Here is a 20,464-nt window from a genome sequence, read left to right as displayed (position 1 = left end):
AGTATATGCCGAAACCAGTAATAGCAATAGTAGGCCGCCCGAACGTAGGAAAATCTACTATTTTCAATAGAATTGTTGGAGAAAGAGTTTCAATCGTAGAAGATATACCAGGTATAACGCGAGACCGTATTTATAGTGCGGGAGAATGGTTAAATCATGAATTTAACATTATTGATACAGGTGGAATTGATATTGGAGACGAGCCGTTCTTGACACAAATTCGTCAACAAGCGGAAGTAGCGATTGATGAAGCAGATGTTATCATTTTTATGACGAATGGTCGCGATGGTGTAACTGCAGCAGATGAAGAAGTTGCTAAAATTTTATATCGTTCTAAAAAACCAATTGTACTTGCGGTAAATAAGGTTGATAATCCAGAAATGCGTAGTGATATTTATGATTTTTATGCATTAGGATTTGGCGAGCCATTCCCGATTTCAGGTACACACGGTTTAGGACTAGGTGATTTGTTAGATGAAGCTGCAAATCATTTTCCAAAGATTGAAGAAGAAGCGTATGATGATGAAACAATCCGTTTCTCTTTAATTGGACGTCCAAATGTAGGGAAATCATCACTTGTAAATGCACTTCTTGGTCAAGAACGTGTAATTGTAAGTAATATAGCGGGAACGACACGTGATGCTGTTGATACACCATATAGTAAAGATGGTCAAGATTATGTAATCATCGATACAGCTGGTATGCGTAAAAAAGGGAAAGTATACGAAAGCACAGAAAAGTATAGTGTACTTCGTGCGCTTAGAGCGATTGAACGTTCTGACGTTGTTTTAGTCGTTTTAGACGGAGAAGAAGGAATTATTGAACAGGATAAAAAAATTGCTGGATATGCTCATGATTCAGGACGTGCTGTTATTATCGTCGTAAACAAATGGGATGCAGTGAAAAAAGATGAAAAAACAATGAAAGCATTTGAAGAAAACATCCGTGCTCATTTCCAATTTTTAGAGTACGCACCGATTGTATTCTTATCTGCGAAAACGAAAAAACGTACACAAACATTATTACCAGTTATTAATGAAGTAAATGAAAGCCATAGTATCCGTATTCAAACGAACGTATTAAATGATGTAATTATGGATGCGGTAGCGATGAATCCAACACCAACTCATAATGGTAGCCGTCTGAAAATCTTCTATGCGACACAGGTTGCGGTAAAACCACCAACATTTGTTATATTTGTAAACGATACAGAATTAATGCACTTTTCATATGAGCGCTTCTTAAAGAATCGTTTACGTGAAGCGTTCGGTTTTGTAGGAACGCCGATTCACATTATCGCTAGAGCAAGAGACTAATGGAGAGGATGTGATTTTATGACAAAAATCACAGTAGTTGGAGCAGGTAGCTGGGGAACAGCGTTAGCGATGGTATTAGCTGACAATGGACATGATGTACGTATTTGGGGAAATCGTTCTGAACTTATGGATGAGATTAATACAAAACATGAGAATAGTCGATATCTTCCAGGAATTACATTGCCAAGCACAATCGCAGCCTACTCTTCTTTAGAAGAAGCATTAGTAGATGTAAATGTAGTACTTCTTGTAGTACCAACGAAAGCGTATAGAGAGGTATTACAAGATATGAAGAAATATGTAGCAGGTCCGACTACTTGGATTCATGCAAGTAAAGGGATTGAACCTGGTACATCAAAACGTATTTCGGAAGTGATTGAGGAAGAAATTCCAGAGGACTTGATTAAAGATGTTGTTGTACTATCTGGACCGAGTCATGCAGAAGAAGTTGGTTTACGTCAAGCGACAACTGTTACGTCTGCAGCAAAGCGTATGGAAGCGGCTGAGGAAGTACAAGATTTGTTTATGAATAGTTACTTCCGTGTATACACAAATCCAGATATCGTTGGAGTTGAGCTTGGTGGTGCGTTAAAAAATATTATCGCATTAGCTGCTGGGATAACTGATGGACTTGGATTAGGTGATAATGCGAAAGCGGCATTAATGACACGTGGTTTAACGGAGATTGCTCGTTTAGGAAGAAAAATGGGCGGAAATCCATTAACGTTTGCTGGTCTAACTGGTATGGGAGACTTAATTGTAACTTGTACAAGTGTTCATAGCCGAAATTGGCGCGCTGGAAATATGCTTGGAAAAGGATACTCTTTAGAAGAGGTGTTAGAAAGCATGGGTATGGTTGTAGAAGGTGTAAGAACAACGAAAGCTGCTCACGAATTAGCAGAGAAAATGGAAGTTGAAATGCCGATTACAGCTGCCTTATATGACGTGCTATTCAATGGGAATAATGTGAAAGATGCAGTAGGCTCATTAATGGGACGTGTTCGAAAACATGAAGTGGAAGCTATACCTGACTTACTTTAAAGAAAAGCGACAGAAGTACATTTGTACTTCTGTCGCTTTTTATTTTTATGGGTCTTTTCACCATTTTTTTAATTTTGCATAGGATGAAGAGTAACTTGAGGAGAGGGTGAAAAGAATGGATAATAACATTTTTAATAACATTGAAAAAGAAGCGAAAGTGAATAAAGAAGATATTTTTAAATTAGCATCATCTGTACAGAATGCGAATTTACGTGATGAGACTGTGCTTCGTCAATTGATTCATCAAGTGGCTCTTATGGCAGGACGTGAAGTGCCGAAAGAACAAGAGGATCAAATTGTAAAAGCGATTATTAACAATAATATGCCCGCTGATTTTGGTTCGTTAAGCAAAATGTTTAAAAAATAAAATATAAGAAACAAAGAGTTTGTAGATTGCATATGATAGCCATGAAAGTATGGGAATAGAGCTGTTTTGGGCATATTTGGTCAACCGAAGCGAGAGATACACTCGCTTCGGTTTTATTTTTATTTAGATTAGTGGAAGATGCGAAAAAACCTGTTGATTAAAGTTATATATTCGTAATTTTTAGTAAAATGTTCTTTTTGTATTTGTTTAAAGATTTTAATTTGTTAAAATAGTATAAAAATAGATTAATAAAAAGGGGTGTGTATATGTCAGAAGGGCTCATAAAAATGTGGTTTGCTTTAGGAGCAATTGGATTTATGTTTTTTGCAGTAAGTTTTATTTTACTAAGTAGATACAAAATAAAGAATAAATTTTTGAAAGGGATTACAGCGTTAGTAGCGTACACCCTTATGATTGTGTCAGGAATTGTTATTTTTCTTGTTGTATTTAGTGGACCTGTACAGCAGTAAAGGGAATGGTCTCGAAAATGCTACATACGGAGCAAGTTATATTAGTATGAAAAGGTGATTGCTAGTGAAAAAAGTCCATATTATTTTAATATTTTGTTGTATGAGCCTTTTAACAGGATGTCTGTATCCGAAAGAAAATATGAAACAAAATGCCGTTCCTTATGAAGATCAGATACAGGTTGTTCAAAAAGCTGTAGTGACATTTAAGGAGCAAAATGAGGGGATATTGCCAATTAAGACGCGGGATATGAGTACGCCTATTTATCAAAAGTATCCAATCGATTTTCAAAAGATTGCTCCGCGTTACATACAAGAAGCGCCAGGAAATGCGTATGAAAGCGGAGGAGTATACCAATACGTATTAATAGACGTTGAAACAAACCCGACAGTAAAGTTAATTGATGTTAGGATGGCTGAACAAATCCAGGAATTATCATTAAAGCTTAGGATGTATCGGGATGAACATCAATATCCGCCTTTTAAAAAGGTAATTTCAGATGGTGTGTATGAATTAGATTTCAAAAAACTAGGATATAAAGATGTGCCGCAAGTGACAAGTCCGTATTCTGGTAAAGGGCTTCCTTTTGTAATCAATGAAAAGGGAGAAATTTATGTTGATTATCGAATCGATTTATATGAAGCGTTGAAAAAAAATGAAGGGCAATTTAAGGAAGGGGAAGATATTCGGAATATACTTTCGAAAGATTCTCCATTTGTACCTGCGTATTCTTTACCGTATACGGTAAAGAATGGAGAACCAATTTTTTTAAAATCATAAGTCATGAACCTTTCTTTTAGTGAATAAGTTCTAGAAGAAAGGTTTTTTATGTTACACAACTTGCGATGCAAACAAAAGGTATTTTTTAATAGTCATATGAAATTGGACAAAATTATATGATATATTGTCCGAACTTCTAGAATACCATTATATTATATCAGATATTATAGGCAACGTTAGAGAAGGTATTAGTTGACTATAAATGTGGAATTATTCCCAAAAATATTGAGGGAGGGAATCACTTGGAAAAGGTAGATATTTTTAAAGATATTGCGGAACGCACAGGCGGTGATATTTATTTTGGAGTTGTAGGAGCTGTTCGAACAGGGAAATCAACATTTATTAAAAAATTTATGGAACTTGTAGTTATTCCTAATATTGAGAATGAGTCTGACCGTCAAAGGGCGCAGGATGAACTGCCTCAAAGTGCTGCTGGTCGTACAATCATGACGACGGAACCGAAGTTTGTTCCAAACCAAGCGGTTTCTATCGAAGTAGATGAAGGTCTTGAAGTGAATATTCGATTGGTAGATTGCGTTGGATATACGGTTCCAGGAGCAAAAGGCTATGAAGATGAGAATGGCCCGCGCATGATTAATACTCCTTGGTATGAAGAACCTATTCCATTCCATGAAGCTGCAGAAATCGGAACACGTAAAGTAATTCAAGAACATTCCACAATTGGTGTTGTAATTACAACAGATGGAACGATTGGGGAAATTCCAAGAAGAGATTATATAGAGGCAGAAGAACGCGTAGTAAATGAGTTAAAAGAAGTCGGAAAACCTTTCATTATGATCATTAACACTGTACAGCCGTATCATCCAGATACAGAGCAATTGCGCCAAAGTTTATCTGAAGAATATGATATCCCAGTCATTGCGATGAGTGTAGAAAGTTTAAGGGAAACAGATGTGTACAATGTGCTTCGAGAGGCTTTATTTGAGTTCCCAGTTTTAGAAGTGAATGTTAACCTTCCGAGCTGGGTGATGGTGTTAAATGAAGGGCATTGGTTACGCCAAAGTTATCAAGAAGCTGTTCAAGAGACTGTGAAGGATATAAAACGTCTTCGTGATGTGGACCGTGTCGTTTGGCAGTTTAGTCAGTATGAATTTATTGATCGAGCGAGCTTAGCTGGCATTGATATGGGGCAAGGTGTAGCGGAGATTGATTTATATGCACCAGATGAATTATATGATCAAATTTTAAAAGAAGTAGTAGGAGTAGAAATTCGAGGGAAAGATCATTTATTAAAGCTGATGCTCGATTTATCTCATGCGAAAATAGAATACGATCAAGTGGCGGATGCCCTGCGTATGGTAAAGCAAACAGGATATGGTGTAGCAGCGCCTGCGTTAGCTGACATGAGCTTAGATGAGCCAGAAATTATTCGTCACGGTTCAAGGTTTGGTGTGAAATTAAAAGCTGTAGCTCCGTCTATTCATATGATTAAAGTAGATGTGGAGTCAACGTTTGAGCCAATCATTGGTACTGAAAAGCAAAGTGAAGAATTAGTTCGTTATTTAATGCAGGATTTTGAAGATGACCCATTATCAATTTGGAATTCTGATATATTCGGACGTTCACTTAGCTCTATTGTTCGAGAAGGTATTCAAGCGAAACTATCTTTAATGCCAGAAAATGCGAGATATAAATTAAAAGAAACGCTAGAAAGAATTATTAATGAAGGATCTGGCGGATTAATTGCGATTATATTATAAGAAAAAATCCCTCTCATCGTAGAGGGATTTTTTTTGATTTTCGCGTATAGAATAGCAAAATAAACAGTTATTATCTAATATATTGTTGTAAATTGTCAAGTTTCATCAGATTTTCACATTTTAAGAGTAACAATTTCCTTAAAAATATTGAATTATAAAGGAGAATCGTATAATATAGGCGTTGATAATGATTTATCTACATCTTTGTAGTATAGAATTTGTAAAAATTGCCTACAAATGAAAGTAAGACTCATTTTATGATCATTATACAGTCTTATCTTTGGGAGGAGGTGAATGGCATGAACAAGACAGATTTAATCAATGCTGTTGCAGAAGCAAGTTCCCTTTCTAAAAAGGACGCAACAAAAGCAGTAGACGCTGTTTTTGATTCTATCTTAGAAGCTTTAAAACAAGGTGATAAAGTACAACTGATCGGATTCGGTAACTTCGAAGTTCGTGAGCGTGCGGCTCGTAAAGGTCGTAACCCACAAACAGGTGAGGAGATTGAAATCGCTGCAAGTAAAGTACCTGCATTCAAACCTGGTAAAGCGTTAAAAGATGCGGTTAAATAATCCTTACATATTAACAGGGAAGAAGAGTTTCCTTTTTGGGAACTCTTCTTTTTGCTTTTAAAAACATAAATATGCTAGAATGTGTTCGTATCACTTTTAGGTTTTCGGGAGGGCTAGCGGATGGCAAAAGTTAATTTAGAACAAATTGAACATGCAGTACGCCTTATTTTAGAGGCAATCGGAGATGACCCAAATCGTGAGGGAGTACTTGATACACCAAAGCGTGTGGCAAAAATGTACGCAGAAGTGTTCGCGGGTATGCATGAAGATCCGAAAGAACATTTGCATAAAGTGTTCGGAGAAGATCACGAGGAGCTTGTACTAGTAAAAGATATACCGTTTTATTCGATGTGTGAGCATCATTTAGTTCCATTCTATGGAGTTGCTCACGTTGCATATATTCCGCAAGGCGGAAAAGTGACAGGGTTAAGTAAATTAGCTCGAACTGTAGATACAATTGCACGTCGTCCACAACTGCAAGAACGTATTACATCAACAGTAGCGAACTCTATTATGGAAGTACTAGAACCGCATGGTGTAATGGTAGTAGTAGAAGCGGAACATATGTGCATGACGATGCGTGGTGTGAAAAAGCCGGGCGCGAAAACTGTAACAACAGCAGTACGTGGTGTGTTAGAAAATGATGCAGCGGCACGTAGTGAAATTTTATCTTTTATTAAAACAAAGTAAAGAAAAGTAGGAAACTGCTTTTCTTTTTTTTTTATGTAAATAAATGATATAGTTTTAGCAAGGCAGAGTGAGAATAGAAAGACTACTAAAAAGAATGGAAGATGTTATTTAGTTCGGTGGAAGTTTGGAAAGAGTAGCCAAGTTTTGGTTATAGAAAATAGAATGTATGTGTTATAATAAGTTTTATGAATTAGAAAACAAGGGTGATTTTTGTGTGTGACATCTACGGAGGGTATGCGGGTATAAGAGAGAAATTGATGGAGAAATTACGCCATCCTTATTTTATAAACTATATTGAAGAACCATTTATTGATGAAGAAAAAATAGCATTGTTATATGGTGCTTTAAAAAGTGAAAATTTACATATAGAACAAATTGAGCATTATGTAGTAACGATTATGCTTGTGCAAATTGCGCTTGATACACATGAAAGAGTATCAAATAAAGCAGGGGAAGAAGCAAATGAATCGCATAAACGTCGCCAGTTAACAGTGCTTGCTGGTGATTACTATAGCGGGTTATATTATTACTTACTGTCTATGAATCGTGATATTGTTTTAATTCGTGCGCTTGCTGAAGGAATTAAAGAAATTAATGAACACAAAATAATGTTATATCAAAAAGCGCATGAAACGATGGATGACATAATGGAAAGTGTAGTAACGATTGAGTCTGCACTCTTGCAAAAAACATGTGATCATTTTCATTTATCGCATTGGAAGCCATTTATAACGTATGTACTAGGAAAAAACCGTCTTCAAAAAGAATGTGAACTGCATGCTGAAAAACAACATTCACCTGTTTTTCAAGCAGTTCAAGGGATTGCGAAGGATCAAGCGGAGGCAGAAAGAGTTATTCATGGATGGATGATGGAACTCAGAAAGAAAGAAAATCAATTTTTGGAAAACCACACAGATATAAGTGAAATAAACTCTGTGTTAAGAGATAGATCGAAGACATAAGCAATTTTACATTGGAAGAAGGTACGAGCATGCAACAATCAAAAGAAGAAAGAGTACATGATGTATTTGAGAAAATCTCTGATAAATACGATGTGATGAATTCTGTCATTAGTTTTCAAAGACATAAAGCGTGGCGTAAAGAGACGATGCGCATTATGGATGTAAAACCAGGTAACAAGGCTCTCGATGTATGCTGCGGGACAGCGGACTGGACAATTGCGCTAGCTGGAGCGGTAGGTGAACAGGGCAAGGTTGTTGGTTTAGACTTCAGTGAAAATATGTTATCTGTCGGTAAGCAAAAGGTGGAGGCGTTACAATTAAAACAAGTAGAACTTTTACACGGGAATGCAATGGAACTTCCATTTGAAGATAACACATTTGATTATGTAACGATTGGATTTGGTTTACGTAACGTACCGGATTATATGCACGTATTAAAAGAAATGACGCGTGTAGTAAAACCAGGTGGAAAAGTAATTTGTTTAGAAACATCTCAACCAACAATGATTGGTTTTCGACAAGGATATATTTTATACTTTAAATATATCATGCCGTTATTCGGAAAGTTATTTGCGAAAAGTTTTAAAGAATATTCATGGCTGCAAGAATCTGCTAGTACATTCCCGGGTATGAAAGAATTGGCTCATATGTTTGAAGAAGCTGGACTTGAACGTGTACAAGTGAAGCCGTTTACTTTTGGGGTAGCAGCGATGCATTTAGGTATGAAACCAGAGTCAAAATAGAAAAAAGAAAAAAGAAGTTTTAGGTTAAGGTGAACAATATGAAGTTACAACTTATGTACTCTTTTTTACGATCGGATATTAATGTGATAGAAAAAGAATTAAAAAAGACAGTTGCTTCTGAACAGCCATTGGTAGAAGAGGCGGCATTACAACTTATTGAAGCTGGTGGGAAGCGAATTCGTCCTGTATTTGTGTTGCTTGCGGGAAAATTTGGAGATTATAAGTTAGATGCAATTAAGCATGTAGCTGTTGCGTTAGAACTTATTCATATGGCTTCTCTTGTTCACGATGATGTTATTGATGCTGCATTTTTACGACGTGGTAGTGCAACTGTGAATGCGAAATGGGGAGATCGTATTGCAATGTATACAGGGGACTATTTGTTCGCTAAGTCTCTTGAATGTATAACAAATATCGAAATTCCAGAGGCGCATCAGGCGCTATCGCATACCATTTTAGAAGTGTGTAAAGGTGAAATTGAACAAATTAAAGATAAGTACAATTATGACCAAAATTTACGAACGTATTTAAGAAGAATAAAGCGAAAAACAGCATTATTAATTGCTGCGAGTTGTCAACTAGGAGCAATTGCTGCTGGAGCTAATCGTGATACGGTAAATCGACTATTTTGGTATGGGTATTTTGTAGGAATGTCGTATCAAATTATTGATGATATTTTAGACTTCGTTTCCACAGAAGAGAAGCTTGGAAAACCTGCTGGTGGTGATTTGTTACAAGGGAATATTACGCTTCCTGCCCTATACGCTATGGAAGATCCCGTGCTTCGTAAGAAAATCACATCTGTACATGAAAATACAACAGCGGACGAAATGAAAGAAATTATTGAGGCTGTAAAAAATAGTGACGCTATTGATCAAGCATTTGCGTTTAGTGAACGTTATTTACATAAAGCATTAGAAATCATAAAACCACTTCCGCGTGGACAAGCGAAGTATGCATTACAAAATGTAGCAAAGTATATTGGGAAACGAAAATTTTAGTGTTTTTTCTAAAAAATAAAATAATCTCTCTATTTCAAAACTATTGCGCAATTGTGATAAGGGTGTTAATATGTGTGTGGGGATATACAATTACATACATAATTCAGAAGTGGAGAGATTTTTTATGGAAAAAACATTTCTAATGGTAAAACCAGACGGTGTACAACGTGCCTTCATTGGGGAAATCGTAGCTCGTTTTGAGAAAAAAGGCTTTCAATTAGTTGGTGCAAAATTAATGCAAGTCACTCCGGAAATTGCTGGACAACACTATGCTGAGCACACAGAGAAACCTTTCTTTGGTGAATTAGTAGACTTTATTACATCTGGACCTGTATTCGCAATGGTATGGCAAGGTGAAGGTGTAGTAGATACAGCTCGTAACATGATGGGTAAAACAAGACCACATGAAGCAGCTCCTGGAACAATTCGTGGAGATTTCGGTGTAACTGTTGCGAAAAACATTATCCATGGTTCTGATTCGTTAGAAAGTGCAGAGCGCGAGATTGCTATTTTCTTTAAGGAAGAAGAATTAGTTGACTACTCAAAATTAATGAATGAATGGATTTACTAATTATTTTGAAATAATTTGTAAACGCTTTAATCACTGTGATAATAGTAGAAAGTGCAAGGAGAATAGGGGTATTCTTCTTGCACTTTTTTTGTTGCAATTAGTTACGAAGTTAGAGCTGTTATGATATATTGATATGTAAAGTAAAAGGCCTATTGGAGAATAAGCGAATGGCTGATCAAATATATAATTTCTTTCATATTTTTAGAGTAAGGAAAGATAATATCATTGCTTAATATAGCGGGATAAATACATATACGAAAAGAGGAATAACGTATGCGATATATTACAGCTGGTGAATCTCATGGTCCACAACTTACAACGATTATAGAAGGTGTTCCGGCAGGACTGCCTTTAGTAGCGGATGATATAAATGAAGAGTTAGCTAGAAGGCAAAAGGGGCATGGGCGTGGTAGACGCATGCAAATTGAAACAGATCAAGTGCAAATTGTAAGTGGTGTTAGACATGGAGAGACATTAGGTTCTCCAATTGCACTTGTTGTTGAAAATCGTGATTTTGCACATTGGACAAAAATTATGGGCGCAGAGCCTTTAACGGAACAAGAAGAAAAAGAAATGAAAAGGAAAGTAACAAAACCAAGACCTGGGCATGCTGATTTAAATGGTGCGATTAAATATGGTCATAGAGATATGAGAAATGTACTGGAGCGTTCTTCAGCACGCGAAACGACAGTGCGTGTTGCTGCTGGTGCGGTTGCTAAAAAAGTGTTAGCAGAACTTGGTATTACAGTGGCGGGCCATGTAATTGAAATTGGCGGTGTTGAGGCTCAGGAAATTACGTATAGTTCAATTGAAGAATTAAAAAGTATTACAGAAGCATCACCTGTACGTTGCTTAGATGAAGAAGCAGGTAACCAAATGATGAAAGCAATTGATGATGCGAAAGCAAATGGTGATTCAATAGGTGGAATCGTTGAAGTGATTGTGGAAGGAATGCCAATTGGGGTCGGTAGCTATGTACATTATGATCGAAAACTGGATGCAAAATTAGCAGCTGCAATTATGAGCATTAATGCTTTTAAAGGCGTCGAGATTGGAATTGGTTTTGAAGCAGCGCATAGACCGGGAAGTGAAGTTCATGATGAAATTCTGTGGAATGAGGAACATGGATATACACGAAGAACAAATAATGCAGGTGGATTAGAAGGCGGTATGACGACTGGAATGCCAATTGTTGTGCGCGGTGTGATGAAACCGATCCCTACACTATATAAACCTCTTCAAAGTGTAGATATTGAAACGAAAGAGCCTTTTACAGCGAGCATTGAACGTTCAGATAGTTGTGCTGTGCCAGCAGCTAGTGTCGTTGCAGAAGCGGTTGTGGCTTGGGAATTAGCGACAGCTTTAATAGAACAATTCGGATTAGATCGTATGGACCTTATTCGTGAAAATATTGAGAAACATAATGAATATGCGAGGGGATTTTAATGGGAAACATACATATTCAAACGAAATCAAAAGAATATGATGTACATGTAGGAAAAGAATCGTTGTCACATTTGACAACAATCATTCAAAACATGCAGCCATCTGTATCAAACATCATGATCATTTCAGATGAAGTTGTTGCAACTTTACATTTACAGACAGTTGTAGATGCATTGCAAATAAAGCAAAAAGTATTTTCATTTGTCGTACCGAGTGGCGAAAAAGAGAAGTCTTTTGAAAATTTCTATGCGGCTCATACGTCAGCTCTTGAAAATAAATTAGATAGAAATTCTTTAATTATTGCACTTGGAGGCGGGATGATTGGAGATTTAGCTGGTTTTGTTGCTGCGTCGTTTATGCGTGGAATTCGCTTCGTTCAAGTTCCAACGACTTTATTAGCTCACGATAGCGCAGTAGGTGGGAAAGTAGCAATTAATCACCCGTTAGGTAAAAATATGATAGGGGCATTCCATCAACCAGAAGCAGTTGTATATCATACGCCTTTTTTACAGTCTCTTCCTGAAAAAGAGTGGCGTTCAGGTTATGCAGAAGTGATAAAACATGCTCTTATTGGTGATGTAAAGCTGTATCATTGGTTAAAAGAAGAAGTGCAAACATTAGCGGATCTTCGTGATGAGAAGTTAATCCATATATTAACGAAGGCAATTCCTGTAAAGGCAAACATTGTATCGCAAGATGAAACAGAAAAAGGTGTACGTGCTCATTTGAACTTTGGACATACGTTAGGCCATGCTCTTGAAAAAGAACTAGGATATGGAAATATTACTCACGGTGACGGAGTAGCGGTTGGAATGTTATTTGCCTTATTTTTAAGTGAGCAAGTGTACAAGGTTAATCTTTCTTATGAAGAGATGAAGCAGTGGTTCTTAAAGTACGGATATCCAAAAATGCCAAGTGATTTGAATGTAGAGCGTCTCGTTCAATTAATGAAACAAGATAAGAAAGCGAACGCTGGAGCAATTCATATGGTGTTAATGCAGGAATATGGGGTAGTGAATGTCGTATCTATTCCAGATGAGACTGTTCATATTGCGTTAGAGGCATTTCAAAAGGATATGGTTTAAGAGCTAAGAAGTGCTTGTTTAAAGGTATCCTCGTAATAGTGACGGTTAAGATAAACGATTGCAGTGAGAGATTACAACCTTATTGTAATTGAATTGAATAAAACGACTGGGGGAAGAAAAATGAGAGTGAAAGAGCAATTGTTAACTTTGAGAGCATATGTACCTGGGAAAAATATTGAAGAAGTAAAAAGGGAATATGGATTATCAAAAATTGTGAAATTAGCATCGAACGAAAATCCATTCGGTTGCTCAGCACGCGTAACAGAAGCATTAACTTCTTTAGAGAGTCAATATGCTCTTTATCCAGATGGATATGCATTTGAACTTCGGACAAAAGTAGCAGAGCAGTTAGGTGTCAAAGCGGAACAACTGTTATTTGGTAGTGGATTAGATGAAGTCATTCAAATGATTAGCCGTGCATTACTACATGAAGGAACAAATGTTGTAATGGCGAATCCAACATTCTCGCAATACCATCACCATGCTGTTATTGAAGGAGCAGAAGTTCGTGAAGTATCACTTAAAGATGGCATTCACGATTTAGATGCGATGTTACAGCAAGTAGATGATAAAACGAAGATTGTATGGATTTGTAACCCGAATAATCCGACAGGTACATATGTAGAGAAACAAAACTTACTTTCATTTTTAGAATCAGTTCCTAAGTCAGCGCTCGTTATTATGGACGAAGCATATTATGAATATGCGGGGGCAGAAGACTATCCGCAAACATTACCACTTCTTGAAAAGTATGAAAATCTTATGGTTTTACGCACGTTTTCAAAAGCATATGGTTTAGCTGCTTTCCGTATCGGATATGCGGTTGGTAATGCGAATTTAATCGGGCAGCTAGAAGTAGCAAGGTTACCATTTAATACATCGACTGTAGCGCAGGCTGTAGCACTCGCTGCATTAGAAGATCAAGTATTTTTACAAGAATGTGTGAAAAAAAATGAAGAAGGATTAAATCAATATTACGCATTTTGTAAGGAATATAACGTATTCTATTATCCATCTCAAACAAATTTCATTTTCTTAAAACTCGGTATTCCTGGTAATGAGGCTTTCGAACGATTAATGAAGAAAGGATATATTGTTCGTTCTGGTGCTGCATTTGGTATACATGATGGTATTCGTATTACTGTCGGTTTGAAAGAAGAAAATGATGAAATTATAGAATTATTGAAAGAGCTTGTAAACGAGCAAGTAAAGAAAGAAGAAACATACTCTTAAGAGTTTGTGAAGGCTCCTAATATAGGAGTCTTTTTTATTTAAATGAAGGCCTGTAAAGCTTGATCCGTGCGTGTTAATAATTAATAAGGGAAGTTATTTGCACGGTAATGAAAGAAAACGGTACAATAGAAAGTAGTAATGCGGTATCGGTGTCATATTCGAATCGTTATGAGTGAAAGTACAAGAAGAAGTATGCTTATTCTAAAGGTTGCGTTCGTACACCTAGTTGCTTATGATAAAGTGAAACTTTAATCAGTGAGGGGATGCTTATCCCCTCACTGATTATTAGCCCGCACCAATCGGGGTACATGAACAGAAAATAATATTTGTTAGAATTAAAGGAGACGTTTATGCAAAAGTTTGAACAAGCTGTTTCATATATTGAAAATGGTGAAGCGGAAAAAGGATTACAATTATTAAAAGAACAATTAAAAATTGCGAATGATGAAGAGAAGTATGATATCGCTCGCTATTATCATACACTTGGATTTACGGATGAAGCGTTAGCTATTACAGAAGACTTGCGTTTATTGTATCCGGAAGAAAGTGAATTCACTGTATTTTTAGCAGAATTATATATTGATCTAGACAAAGAAGATGAAGCGATTGAAGTGCTTCATGATATTCCAGAAAATGATGACTTATATGTTCAATCGTTATTACTTGTTGCAGATTTATTCCAAATGCAAGGTTTCGATGATGTAGCAGAACAAAAACTATTAAAGGCGAAAGAAATGATGCCTGATGAACCTGTTATTACGTTTGGATTAGCAGAGTTATATAGTAGTAAAGGTGAAGAACAAAAGGCAATCACTCATTATGAGTCGCTATTAGCAGAACATAAAGTCATGGGTGGTGTTGTCATTGCACTTCGCCTCGCAGAGACGTTAAGTGCGATTGGAAATTGGGAAGAAGCGATCTCTTACTATGAAGCAGGTTTAGAGGAACAAAAAGATATCCACTCATTATTTGGATATGCCTTCACATTATACCAAGGTGAAGAATACCAAAGAGCAATTGGTGCTTGGCAAGAACTAAAAGAATTAGATCCGGAGTATGCATCGCTTTACATGTATTTGGCGAAAAGCTATGAAAAAGAAGGAATGCTTCAAGAAAGCTATGAAACACTTCAAGAAGGAATTAAAGTAGATGAGCTTTCTGTACCATTTTATGTAGAATTAGCGAACATTGCGGCGAAATTAGGAAAAATAGCGGAAGCAGAGGAAGTACTTCAAAAAGCGCTTGAGTTAGATCCAGGACATTTAGGTGCGATATTAAAATATGCGTATGTCTTAAAAGAACAGGAAAAATATGAAGAGTTAATTGCAGTTGTAGAGCGTGCGATTGATAGCGAAGAACCAGATACACAACTACTTTGGGATCTTGCGTTTGCAAAAAAACAATTAGAAATGTATTCGGATGCATTAAAGCACTATGAAAGTGCATATACTTCTTTTAAGAATCATCCAGACTTCTTGGAAGAGTACGGTTATTTCTTATTGGAAGAAGGTATGCGAAAAGAGGCAAAAGAAGTATTTACTCAGTTAATACAACTAGACCCGACACAAATTCATATTGAAGAATTGTTATATAATTTAGAGGATTTTTCATAAGTTGGAAGGAAACTGAATACCGCTTCTTGAATCTAAAAAGAAAAGAGAAAGACAGAGGAGGGACTTAATTGCTATGAATACCCCTGTTTCTGTAAACGAGAAGAAGGATTTTGTAAAATGGTTTTTGAATAATTACCAACTGAAACAGCGTGAATGCGTATGGATTTTGAATTATTTAATGAGTCATGACCAATTGATGCATAAAGTCCACTTCGTAGAGCATGCAAAATATTGTCCGCGTGGTTTAGTGATGTCCGCGAATTGTGTGAAAGACACACCGTTTCACTTTTTTAAACAAAATGTTATGACAACAGATGCTGAAAAATCGTTTCATGATATTCGTTTAAATCGAGATGAAGATATTTATATTCAACTCAATTTTAAATCATCGTTTCAAAATGCCAATTATGTAGCTGTATTAGAAGAAAACCCGTATTTACCAAAGCATATTGAAGTAAATGAAAAAGATCGTTTACTTGCAGAAAGATTTTTAGAAGAAAGTGTATTTTCTTTTAGAAGAGAACGTCTTTTGAAACAAATTGATGAAGCGCTGGATAAGCAAGATAAGGAAGCGTTTCATAAGTTAACAGCTGAGTTAAAGATGTTATAGAATTCATTTGGATTCATAAAATTTTACAAATTTCAGACTTTTTGAGAAAAACTACCTTAATATAGGTAGTTTTTCTTTTTTTACCTCTTTTAGTATGGTTTAATATATATAAAGTGAAAGTTCTGTCATTTACAAATGAAGGGAGGGAAGACATTTGAAATGGAGTGTAAAAGATGTGGAGCAGTTTGAGCAAGCAAGAGAGTATGTAGATACTGGTGTTATACCACTTTTATCAATTTCGGCAGCAAAAGAAATGAAAATGGTAGTAGAACAAGGTGAATTTATCGAATTGTTGAGTATGGAGTTGGAAAGAGAATATAAAGGAAGAGTACTTTTACTACCTGCATTTACGTATTTAGTAGAAAGTCAAAAAAATGAAAAAGGTCGTTTGCAAGAATGGACAAATCATTTGCAAAAGCAAGGTTTTAAGCATATTGCTTATGTTACAAGTGATTTTTCATGGAAAGAAGATATGCAAGAGTTACAAGGAGATTTATTTTGGTTTCCTTCATTAGCGTTAGAACAATTTAGTGATCAAGCGAAAAGAGAAGTTATTCATGCACATATAAAAAATATAATGGTGATGTTAGAAGAAAAGTGGGGAAAATAATAATAAACAGAAAGTTCTTATTATTATGAGTAGTATGATATTGACCTGTACCTAAGCGTATTATATCATGATAGTGTCCTAGTTTTTATTTTTTATATAATTTATCACGAGGGGACAATTTCTGATAGAGGGGGGAAATTTTCGTGAGCGAGAAAGAACATCGTGTATCAAGAAGACAGTTTTTAAATTACACCCTTACAGGGGTAGGAGGCTTTATGGCAGCGGGTATTTTAATGCCGATGACGCGATTTGCGCTTGATCCGGTGTTAAGAAAAGAAGCGGGAACGGATATGGTTGCTGTTGCACAAGTAAAGGATATTACAACAGAGCCGAAACGTTTCGACTTTAAGGTGAAACAGGTTGATGGTTGGTACAAGTCCGAAGAGCCAAAATCAGCTTGGGTTCATAAAGATGAAAGCGGCGACATTGTTGCGTTCTCTCCAGTATGTAAACATTTAGGATGTACAGTTAACTGGAATTCGGACAAGGCACATCCGAATCAATTCTTTTGTCCATGTCACGGGGGCCGTTACACAAAAGATGGGATGAACATTAAAGGCACGCCGCCCCTTGCTCCGCTTGATGTATACGAATCTAAAGTGAAAGATGGAACGCTGTATTTAGGCAAAGCGAAGCCAAGAGGGGGTGCAAAGTAGATGCTAAATAAAATTTATGATTGGGTAGATGAAAGGTTAGATATTACACCAATTTGGCGTGATATCGCTGATCATGAAGTACCTGAACATGTAAACCCGGCACATCACTTTTCTGCATTCGTTTATTGCTTTGGAGGACTTACCTTTTTCGTTACTGTAATTCAAATTTTATCTGGAATGTTTTTGACGATGTATTATGTGCCTGATATTAAAAATGCTTGGGAATCGGTTTATTATTTGCAGAATGAAGTTGCCTACGGGCAAATTGTTCGTGGTATGCACCACTGGGGCGCTAGTCTCGTCATTGTAATGATGTTTTTACATACACTTAGAGTTTTCTTCCAGGGTGCGTATAAAAAGCCTCGTGAGTTAAACTGGATTGTTGGTGTTCTTATTTTCTTTGTTATGTTAGGTCTTGGTTTTACCGGATATTTATTACCGTGGGATATGAAAGCATTATTTGCTACGAAAGTAGGGATTCAAATTGCAGAGCAAACGCCGCTCATTGGTCCTTATATTAAAACATTACTCGCTGGTCATTCCGAAATTGTTGGCGCTCAAACATTAACTCGCTTCTTTGCTATTCACGTCTTCTTCTTACCAGCAGCACTTCTAGGTTTAATGGCCTTCCACTTCATCATGATTCGCAAACAAGGTATTTCCGGTCCGCTATAAGAGATTGCTAAATTAAAGGGGAAAGAACTAAAGGAGGGAGATTATGCATCGCGGCAAAGGGATGAAGTTTGTAGGAGATTCTCGGGTACCGGTAGCTCGGAAACCAAATATTCCAAAAGACTATTCTGAATACCCAGGGAAAACAGAAGCATTTTGGCCAAACTTCTTGTTAAAAGAATGGATGGTTGGTGCAGTTTTTTTAATCGGTTATTTATGTTTAACAGTGGCGCATCCGTCACCGCTTGAGAGAATGGCGGATCCAACTGACGCTGGATATATACCACTTCCAGATTGGTATTTCTTATTCTTGTATCAGTTATTAAAGTACTCTTATGCTTCTGGCTCATTTACCGTAATTGGAGCGTTTATTATGCCAGGGATTGCGTTTGGCGCATTACTGTTAGCTCCATTTCTTGATCGAGGCCCAGAAAGACGCCCATTGAAGCGTCCTGTAGCAACTGGATTTATGCTTTTAGCAATTGCATCGATTATCTTTTTAACTTGGGAATCTGTAGCACACCACGACTGGGAAGCTGCAAAAAAACAAGGAGCAATTGTAAAAACAGCACCGGTTGATAAAAATGATGATGGCTATAAATTAATGCAAAAAAATACTTGTTTAACATGTCACGGTGACAATTTACAAGGCGGGGCAGCAGCACCAGCGCTGCAAAATTTAACTTTAAAGCCAGAAGAAATTGCTAAAATTGCGAAAGAAGGAAAAGGTTCAATGCCTAAAGGGGTATTTAAAGGTACAGATGAGGAACTGAAGAAGCTTTCGGAATTCATTGCTAAGTATAATAAAAAATAATAAAAAGCTGACTACAAAATTTGTAGTCAGCTTTTTATTTTGATGAAAGAAAGTTTACTATATAATAGAGTAGAGTTTGAGGAAAGAATGACTTTGTTTGAAAGGTGTTGGACATACAGCTTGGTTTATTTGTATGCAATGTTAAGACAACGCTCTATATTATTATTTTTATTAGTTGTTAACATATTAGGTACAATATACGGATTTATATGGTATGGAAATCAATTAAAAGAAACCTCACCTATATTTTGGCCGTTTGTACCCGATAGCCCGATGGCGAGTCTCTTTTTTGTCTTTGTTTTAATTGCTTTTTTAAGAAAGAGAAATTGGGGATTAATAGAGGCGCTAGCGATTGTTACTTTAATGAAATATGGTATATGGGCTGTTGTTGTAAATGCAATTATGATTTATGTAAAAGGTCCTATTGGTCTTATGGGGTATATGTTAATGCTTTCGCACTTTGCGATGGCAGTACAAGGATTGTTATATGCACCGTTTTACCGTATAAAAAAATGGCATTTTGCGGTAGCAGCTATATGGACATTACATAATGATGCAATTGATTATTTATTTTGGCAAATGCCGAGATATGGAATTATGCATTTGTTTGTAGAAAAAATTGGTTACTTTACGTTTTGGCTAAGCATCGTCACACTATGTCTTACGTATTATTATTGCTTGCGTGAGAACCGAAAACAGTTTTCTTTATGATAGTTAGAACATGTAGGGGGAGAAAATGAAGAAAAATAAGAGTGGTACAAAAATATTGGATCGATTGATTACTATAGTTGTTTCATATAGTATAGCATTTTCTATATTTGCACTCGCAACAACGGCGGTTGTATACGGAAAATGGCTATATTATTTTGAAATTGATTTTTTAAACATTCCAGATTTAGCGGATATGACGAAGGATGATATTAAAAGAAATTATGATGTGCTTATTACATATTTATCGCCGTTTTATGATGGAGCATTGCAGTTGCCAACATTAGATATGTCTACAAATGGCCGTATTCATTTTGTAGATGTTAAAAATATTTTAGTAAAGATTCAATATGTAATGTATGCGACAATTATGATTGCAATAATAGGCGGGATTTATTTATTAAAAAAGAAAAATGAAAAGTTTTTACTGCACGGATCAATTTTAACAATTATCTTACCGATCGCGCTCATGTTACCGATCGCTATTAATTTTGAAAAGAGTTTTGTATTATTCCATAAGCTGTTATTCAGTAATGATTATTGGATGTTTGATATTGAAACGGATCCAATTATATTAATGTTACCAGAAGAATTCTTTATGCATGCTGCGTGTGCAATTTTATTATTTATTTTATGTGGCAGCATACTTTGTTACAGCTTGTATAGATATTTCGTAAAAAAGAAAAGGATTTCAAAGGAAAAATTCTCTGTTTAAAGAGAATTTTTTTTTTTGTAAAACGATAATATATTTTTCGGTCCAGTTCTGTTCTATTCTTGTCCCAATT

23 protein-coding genes are annotated in these 20,464 nt (G+C 36.2%); all 23 read left to right on the top strand.

Annotated features, from left to right (window positions below):
• Positions 1-5: 5 nt before the first annotated feature.
• Positions 6-1,316, top strand: a complete 1,311-nt coding sequence (gene der / locus DN394_RS18740) for a ribosome biogenesis GTPase Der (protein ID WP_001125888.1) — start codon at positions 6-8, stop codon at positions 1,314-1,316.
• 18 nt (positions 1,317-1,334) lie between these two features.
• A complete protein-coding gene (locus tag DN394_RS18735; RefSeq protein ID WP_149294105.1) occupies positions 1,335-2,357 on the top strand; it encodes an NAD(P)H-dependent glycerol-3-phosphate dehydrogenase in 1,023 nt (340 codons plus the stop codon).
• Positions 2,358-2,472: 115 nt separating this feature from the next.
• Positions 2,473-2,724 (top strand): stage VI sporulation protein F, encoded by a 252-nt coding sequence (locus DN394_RS18730; RefSeq protein ID WP_000369753.1) that lies wholly within the window; start codon positions 2,473-2,475, stop codon positions 2,722-2,724.
• A gap of 266 nt (positions 2,725-2,990) precedes the next feature.
• Complete coding sequence (locus tag DN394_RS18725) at positions 2,991-3,194, top strand: DUF2768 domain-containing protein (RefSeq protein ID WP_001288995.1); 204 nt, start codon at positions 2,991-2,993, stop codon at positions 3,192-3,194.
• Between the two features lie 64 nt (positions 3,195-3,258).
• Positions 3,259-3,972, top strand: coding sequence for a hypothetical protein (locus DN394_RS18720; RefSeq protein ID WP_000755477.1), 714 nt, complete (start codon positions 3,259-3,261; stop codon positions 3,970-3,972).
• 242 nt (positions 3,973-4,214) lie between these two features.
• The gene (gene spoIVA / locus DN394_RS18715; protein ID WP_000416519.1) at positions 4,215-5,693 is read left to right on the top strand and encodes a stage IV sporulation protein A; all 1,479 of its coding nucleotides are present in this window, start codon (positions 4,215-4,217) and stop codon (positions 5,691-5,693) included.
• A 299-nt stretch (positions 5,694-5,992) separates the two neighbouring features.
• Complete coding sequence (locus DN394_RS18710; RefSeq protein WP_001043860.1) at positions 5,993-6,265, top strand: HU family DNA-binding protein; 273 nt, start codon at positions 5,993-5,995, stop codon at positions 6,263-6,265.
• A 120-nt stretch (positions 6,266-6,385) separates the two neighbouring features.
• Positions 6,386-6,955 carry a GTP cyclohydrolase I FolE gene (gene folE, locus DN394_RS18705; RefSeq protein ID WP_001151478.1) on the top strand — a complete coding sequence of 190 codons (570 nt, stop codon included), beginning with the start codon at positions 6,386-6,388 and terminating at the stop codon, positions 6,953-6,955.
• A 212-nt stretch (positions 6,956-7,167) separates the two neighbouring features.
• Positions 7,168-7,917, top strand: a complete 750-nt coding sequence (locus tag DN394_RS18700; protein WP_046958922.1) for a heptaprenyl diphosphate synthase component 1 — start codon at positions 7,168-7,170, stop codon at positions 7,915-7,917.
• Positions 7,918-7,946: 29 nt separating this feature from the next.
• Positions 7,947-8,660 (top strand): 2-heptaprenyl-1,4-naphthoquinone methyltransferase, encoded by a 714-nt coding sequence (gene menG / locus DN394_RS18695; protein WP_001187660.1) that lies wholly within the window; start codon positions 7,947-7,949, stop codon positions 8,658-8,660.
• Positions 8,661-8,698: 38 nt separating this feature from the next.
• Positions 8,699-9,661 (top strand): heptaprenyl diphosphate synthase component II, encoded by a 963-nt coding sequence (gene hepT, locus DN394_RS18690; RefSeq protein WP_000776074.1) that lies wholly within the window; start codon positions 8,699-8,701, stop codon positions 9,659-9,661.
• 124 nt (positions 9,662-9,785) lie between these two features.
• A complete protein-coding gene (ndk, locus tag DN394_RS18685; protein ID WP_000415885.1) occupies positions 9,786-10,232 on the top strand; it encodes a nucleoside-diphosphate kinase in 447 nt (148 codons plus the stop codon).
• A gap of 273 nt (positions 10,233-10,505) precedes the next feature.
• Positions 10,506-11,678 (top strand): chorismate synthase, encoded by a 1,173-nt coding sequence (gene aroC, locus DN394_RS18680; RefSeq protein WP_001269357.1) that lies wholly within the window; start codon positions 10,506-10,508, stop codon positions 11,676-11,678.
• A complete protein-coding gene (aroB, locus tag DN394_RS18675; RefSeq protein WP_064473268.1) occupies positions 11,678-12,763 on the top strand; it encodes a 3-dehydroquinate synthase in 1,086 nt (361 codons plus the stop codon). The genes aroC and aroB overlap by 1 nt, the downstream gene beginning before the upstream one ends.
• A gap of 120 nt (positions 12,764-12,883) precedes the next feature.
• Positions 12,884-13,996, top strand: a complete 1,113-nt coding sequence (gene hisC, locus DN394_RS18670) for a histidinol-phosphate transaminase (protein WP_149294104.1) — start codon at positions 12,884-12,886, stop codon at positions 13,994-13,996.
• 350 nt (positions 13,997-14,346) lie between these two features.
• Positions 14,347-15,609, top strand: a complete 1,263-nt coding sequence (locus tag DN394_RS18665; RefSeq protein WP_149294103.1) for a tetratricopeptide repeat protein — start codon at positions 14,347-14,349, stop codon at positions 15,607-15,609.
• A 73-nt stretch (positions 15,610-15,682) separates the two neighbouring features.
• Positions 15,683-16,219 (top strand): ReoY family proteolytic degradation factor, encoded by a 537-nt coding sequence (locus DN394_RS18660; RefSeq protein ID WP_001095922.1) that lies wholly within the window; start codon positions 15,683-15,685, stop codon positions 16,217-16,219.
• Positions 16,220-16,373: 154 nt separating this feature from the next.
• Positions 16,374-16,829, top strand: a complete 456-nt coding sequence (locus DN394_RS18655; RefSeq protein WP_000872168.1) for a YpiF family protein — start codon at positions 16,374-16,376, stop codon at positions 16,827-16,829.
• 143 nt (positions 16,830-16,972) lie between these two features.
• A complete protein-coding gene (gene qcrA, locus DN394_RS18650) occupies positions 16,973-17,485 on the top strand; it encodes a menaquinol-cytochrome c reductase iron-sulfur subunit (RefSeq protein WP_001290420.1) in 513 nt (170 codons plus the stop codon).
• A complete protein-coding gene (gene qcrB, locus DN394_RS18645; RefSeq protein ID WP_000932700.1) occupies positions 17,486-18,160 on the top strand; it encodes a menaquinol-cytochrome c reductase cytochrome b subunit in 675 nt (224 codons plus the stop codon).
• 43 nt (positions 18,161-18,203) lie between these two features.
• A complete protein-coding gene (gene qcrC, locus DN394_RS18640; RefSeq protein ID WP_000554602.1) occupies positions 18,204-18,971 on the top strand; it encodes a menaquinol-cytochrome c reductase cytochrome b/c subunit in 768 nt (255 codons plus the stop codon).
• 120 nt (positions 18,972-19,091) lie between these two features.
• The gene (gene lhaT / locus DN394_RS18635) at positions 19,092-19,682 is read left to right on the top strand and encodes a lipoprotein heptaprenylglyceryl N-acetyltransferase LhaT (RefSeq protein ID WP_149294102.1); all 591 of its coding nucleotides are present in this window, start codon (positions 19,092-19,094) and stop codon (positions 19,680-19,682) included.
• A 25-nt stretch (positions 19,683-19,707) separates the two neighbouring features.
• On the top strand, positions 19,708-20,394 hold the full coding sequence (gene lit / locus DN394_RS18630) for a lipoprotein intramolecular transacylase Lit (RefSeq protein WP_000739736.1): 687 nt from the start codon (positions 19,708-19,710) through the stop codon (positions 20,392-20,394).
• Positions 20,395-20,464 lie beyond the last annotated feature (70 nt).

Source organism: Bacillus sp. BB081 (genome assembly GCF_008368895.1).
GTDB classification, from domain to species: domain Bacteria; phylum Bacillota; class Bacilli; order Bacillales; family Bacillaceae_G; genus Bacillus_A; species Bacillus_A wiedmannii.
This window is presented reverse-complemented; position numbering and strand designations above follow the sequence as displayed.

Excerpts from the sequence above, each read along its gene's own strand:
- DN394_RS18730 (WP_000369753.1), top strand. The coding sequence starts at position 2,473 with ATGGATAATAACATTTTTAATAACATTGAAAAAGAAGCGAAAGTGAAT.
- DN394_RS18660 (WP_001095922.1), top strand. The coding sequence starts at position 15,683 with ATGAATACCCCTGTTTCTGTAAACGAGAAGAAGGATTTTGTAAAATGG.
- aroB (WP_064473268.1), top strand. The coding sequence starts at position 11,678 with ATGGGAAACATACATATTCAAACGAAATCAAAAGAATATGATGTACAT.
- ndk (WP_000415885.1), top strand. The coding sequence starts at position 9,786 with ATGGAAAAAACATTTCTAATGGTAAAACCAGACGGTGTACAACGTGCC.
- menG (WP_001187660.1), top strand. The coding sequence starts at position 7,947 with ATGCAACAATCAAAAGAAGAAAGAGTACATGATGTATTTGAGAAAATC.
- folE (WP_001151478.1), top strand. The coding sequence starts at position 6,386 with ATGGCAAAAGTTAATTTAGAACAAATTGAACATGCAGTACGCCTTATT.
- der (WP_001125888.1), top strand. The coding sequence starts at position 6 with ATGCCGAAACCAGTAATAGCAATAGTAGGCCGCCCGAACGTAGGAAAA.
- hepT (WP_000776074.1), top strand. The coding sequence starts at position 8,699 with ATGAAGTTACAACTTATGTACTCTTTTTTACGATCGGATATTAATGTG.
- DN394_RS18725 (WP_001288995.1), top strand. The coding sequence starts at position 2,991 with ATGTCAGAAGGGCTCATAAAAATGTGGTTTGCTTTAGGAGCAATTGGA.
- lit (WP_000739736.1), top strand. The coding sequence starts at position 19,708 with ATGAAGAAAAATAAGAGTGGTACAAAAATATTGGATCGATTGATTACT.
- qcrB (WP_000932700.1), top strand. The coding sequence starts at position 17,486 with ATGCTAAATAAAATTTATGATTGGGTAGATGAAAGGTTAGATATTACA.
- DN394_RS18710 (WP_001043860.1), top strand. The coding sequence starts at position 5,993 with ATGAACAAGACAGATTTAATCAATGCTGTTGCAGAAGCAAGTTCCCTT.
- qcrC (WP_000554602.1), top strand. The coding sequence starts at position 18,204 with ATGCATCGCGGCAAAGGGATGAAGTTTGTAGGAGATTCTCGGGTACCG.
- aroC (WP_001269357.1), top strand. The coding sequence starts at position 10,506 with ATGCGATATATTACAGCTGGTGAATCTCATGGTCCACAACTTACAACG.
- DN394_RS18735 (WP_149294105.1), top strand. The coding sequence starts at position 1,335 with ATGACAAAAATCACAGTAGTTGGAGCAGGTAGCTGGGGAACAGCGTTA.
- DN394_RS18665 (WP_149294103.1), top strand. The coding sequence starts at position 14,347 with ATGCAAAAGTTTGAACAAGCTGTTTCATATATTGAAAATGGTGAAGCG.
- hisC (WP_149294104.1), top strand. The coding sequence starts at position 12,884 with ATGAGAGTGAAAGAGCAATTGTTAACTTTGAGAGCATATGTACCTGGG.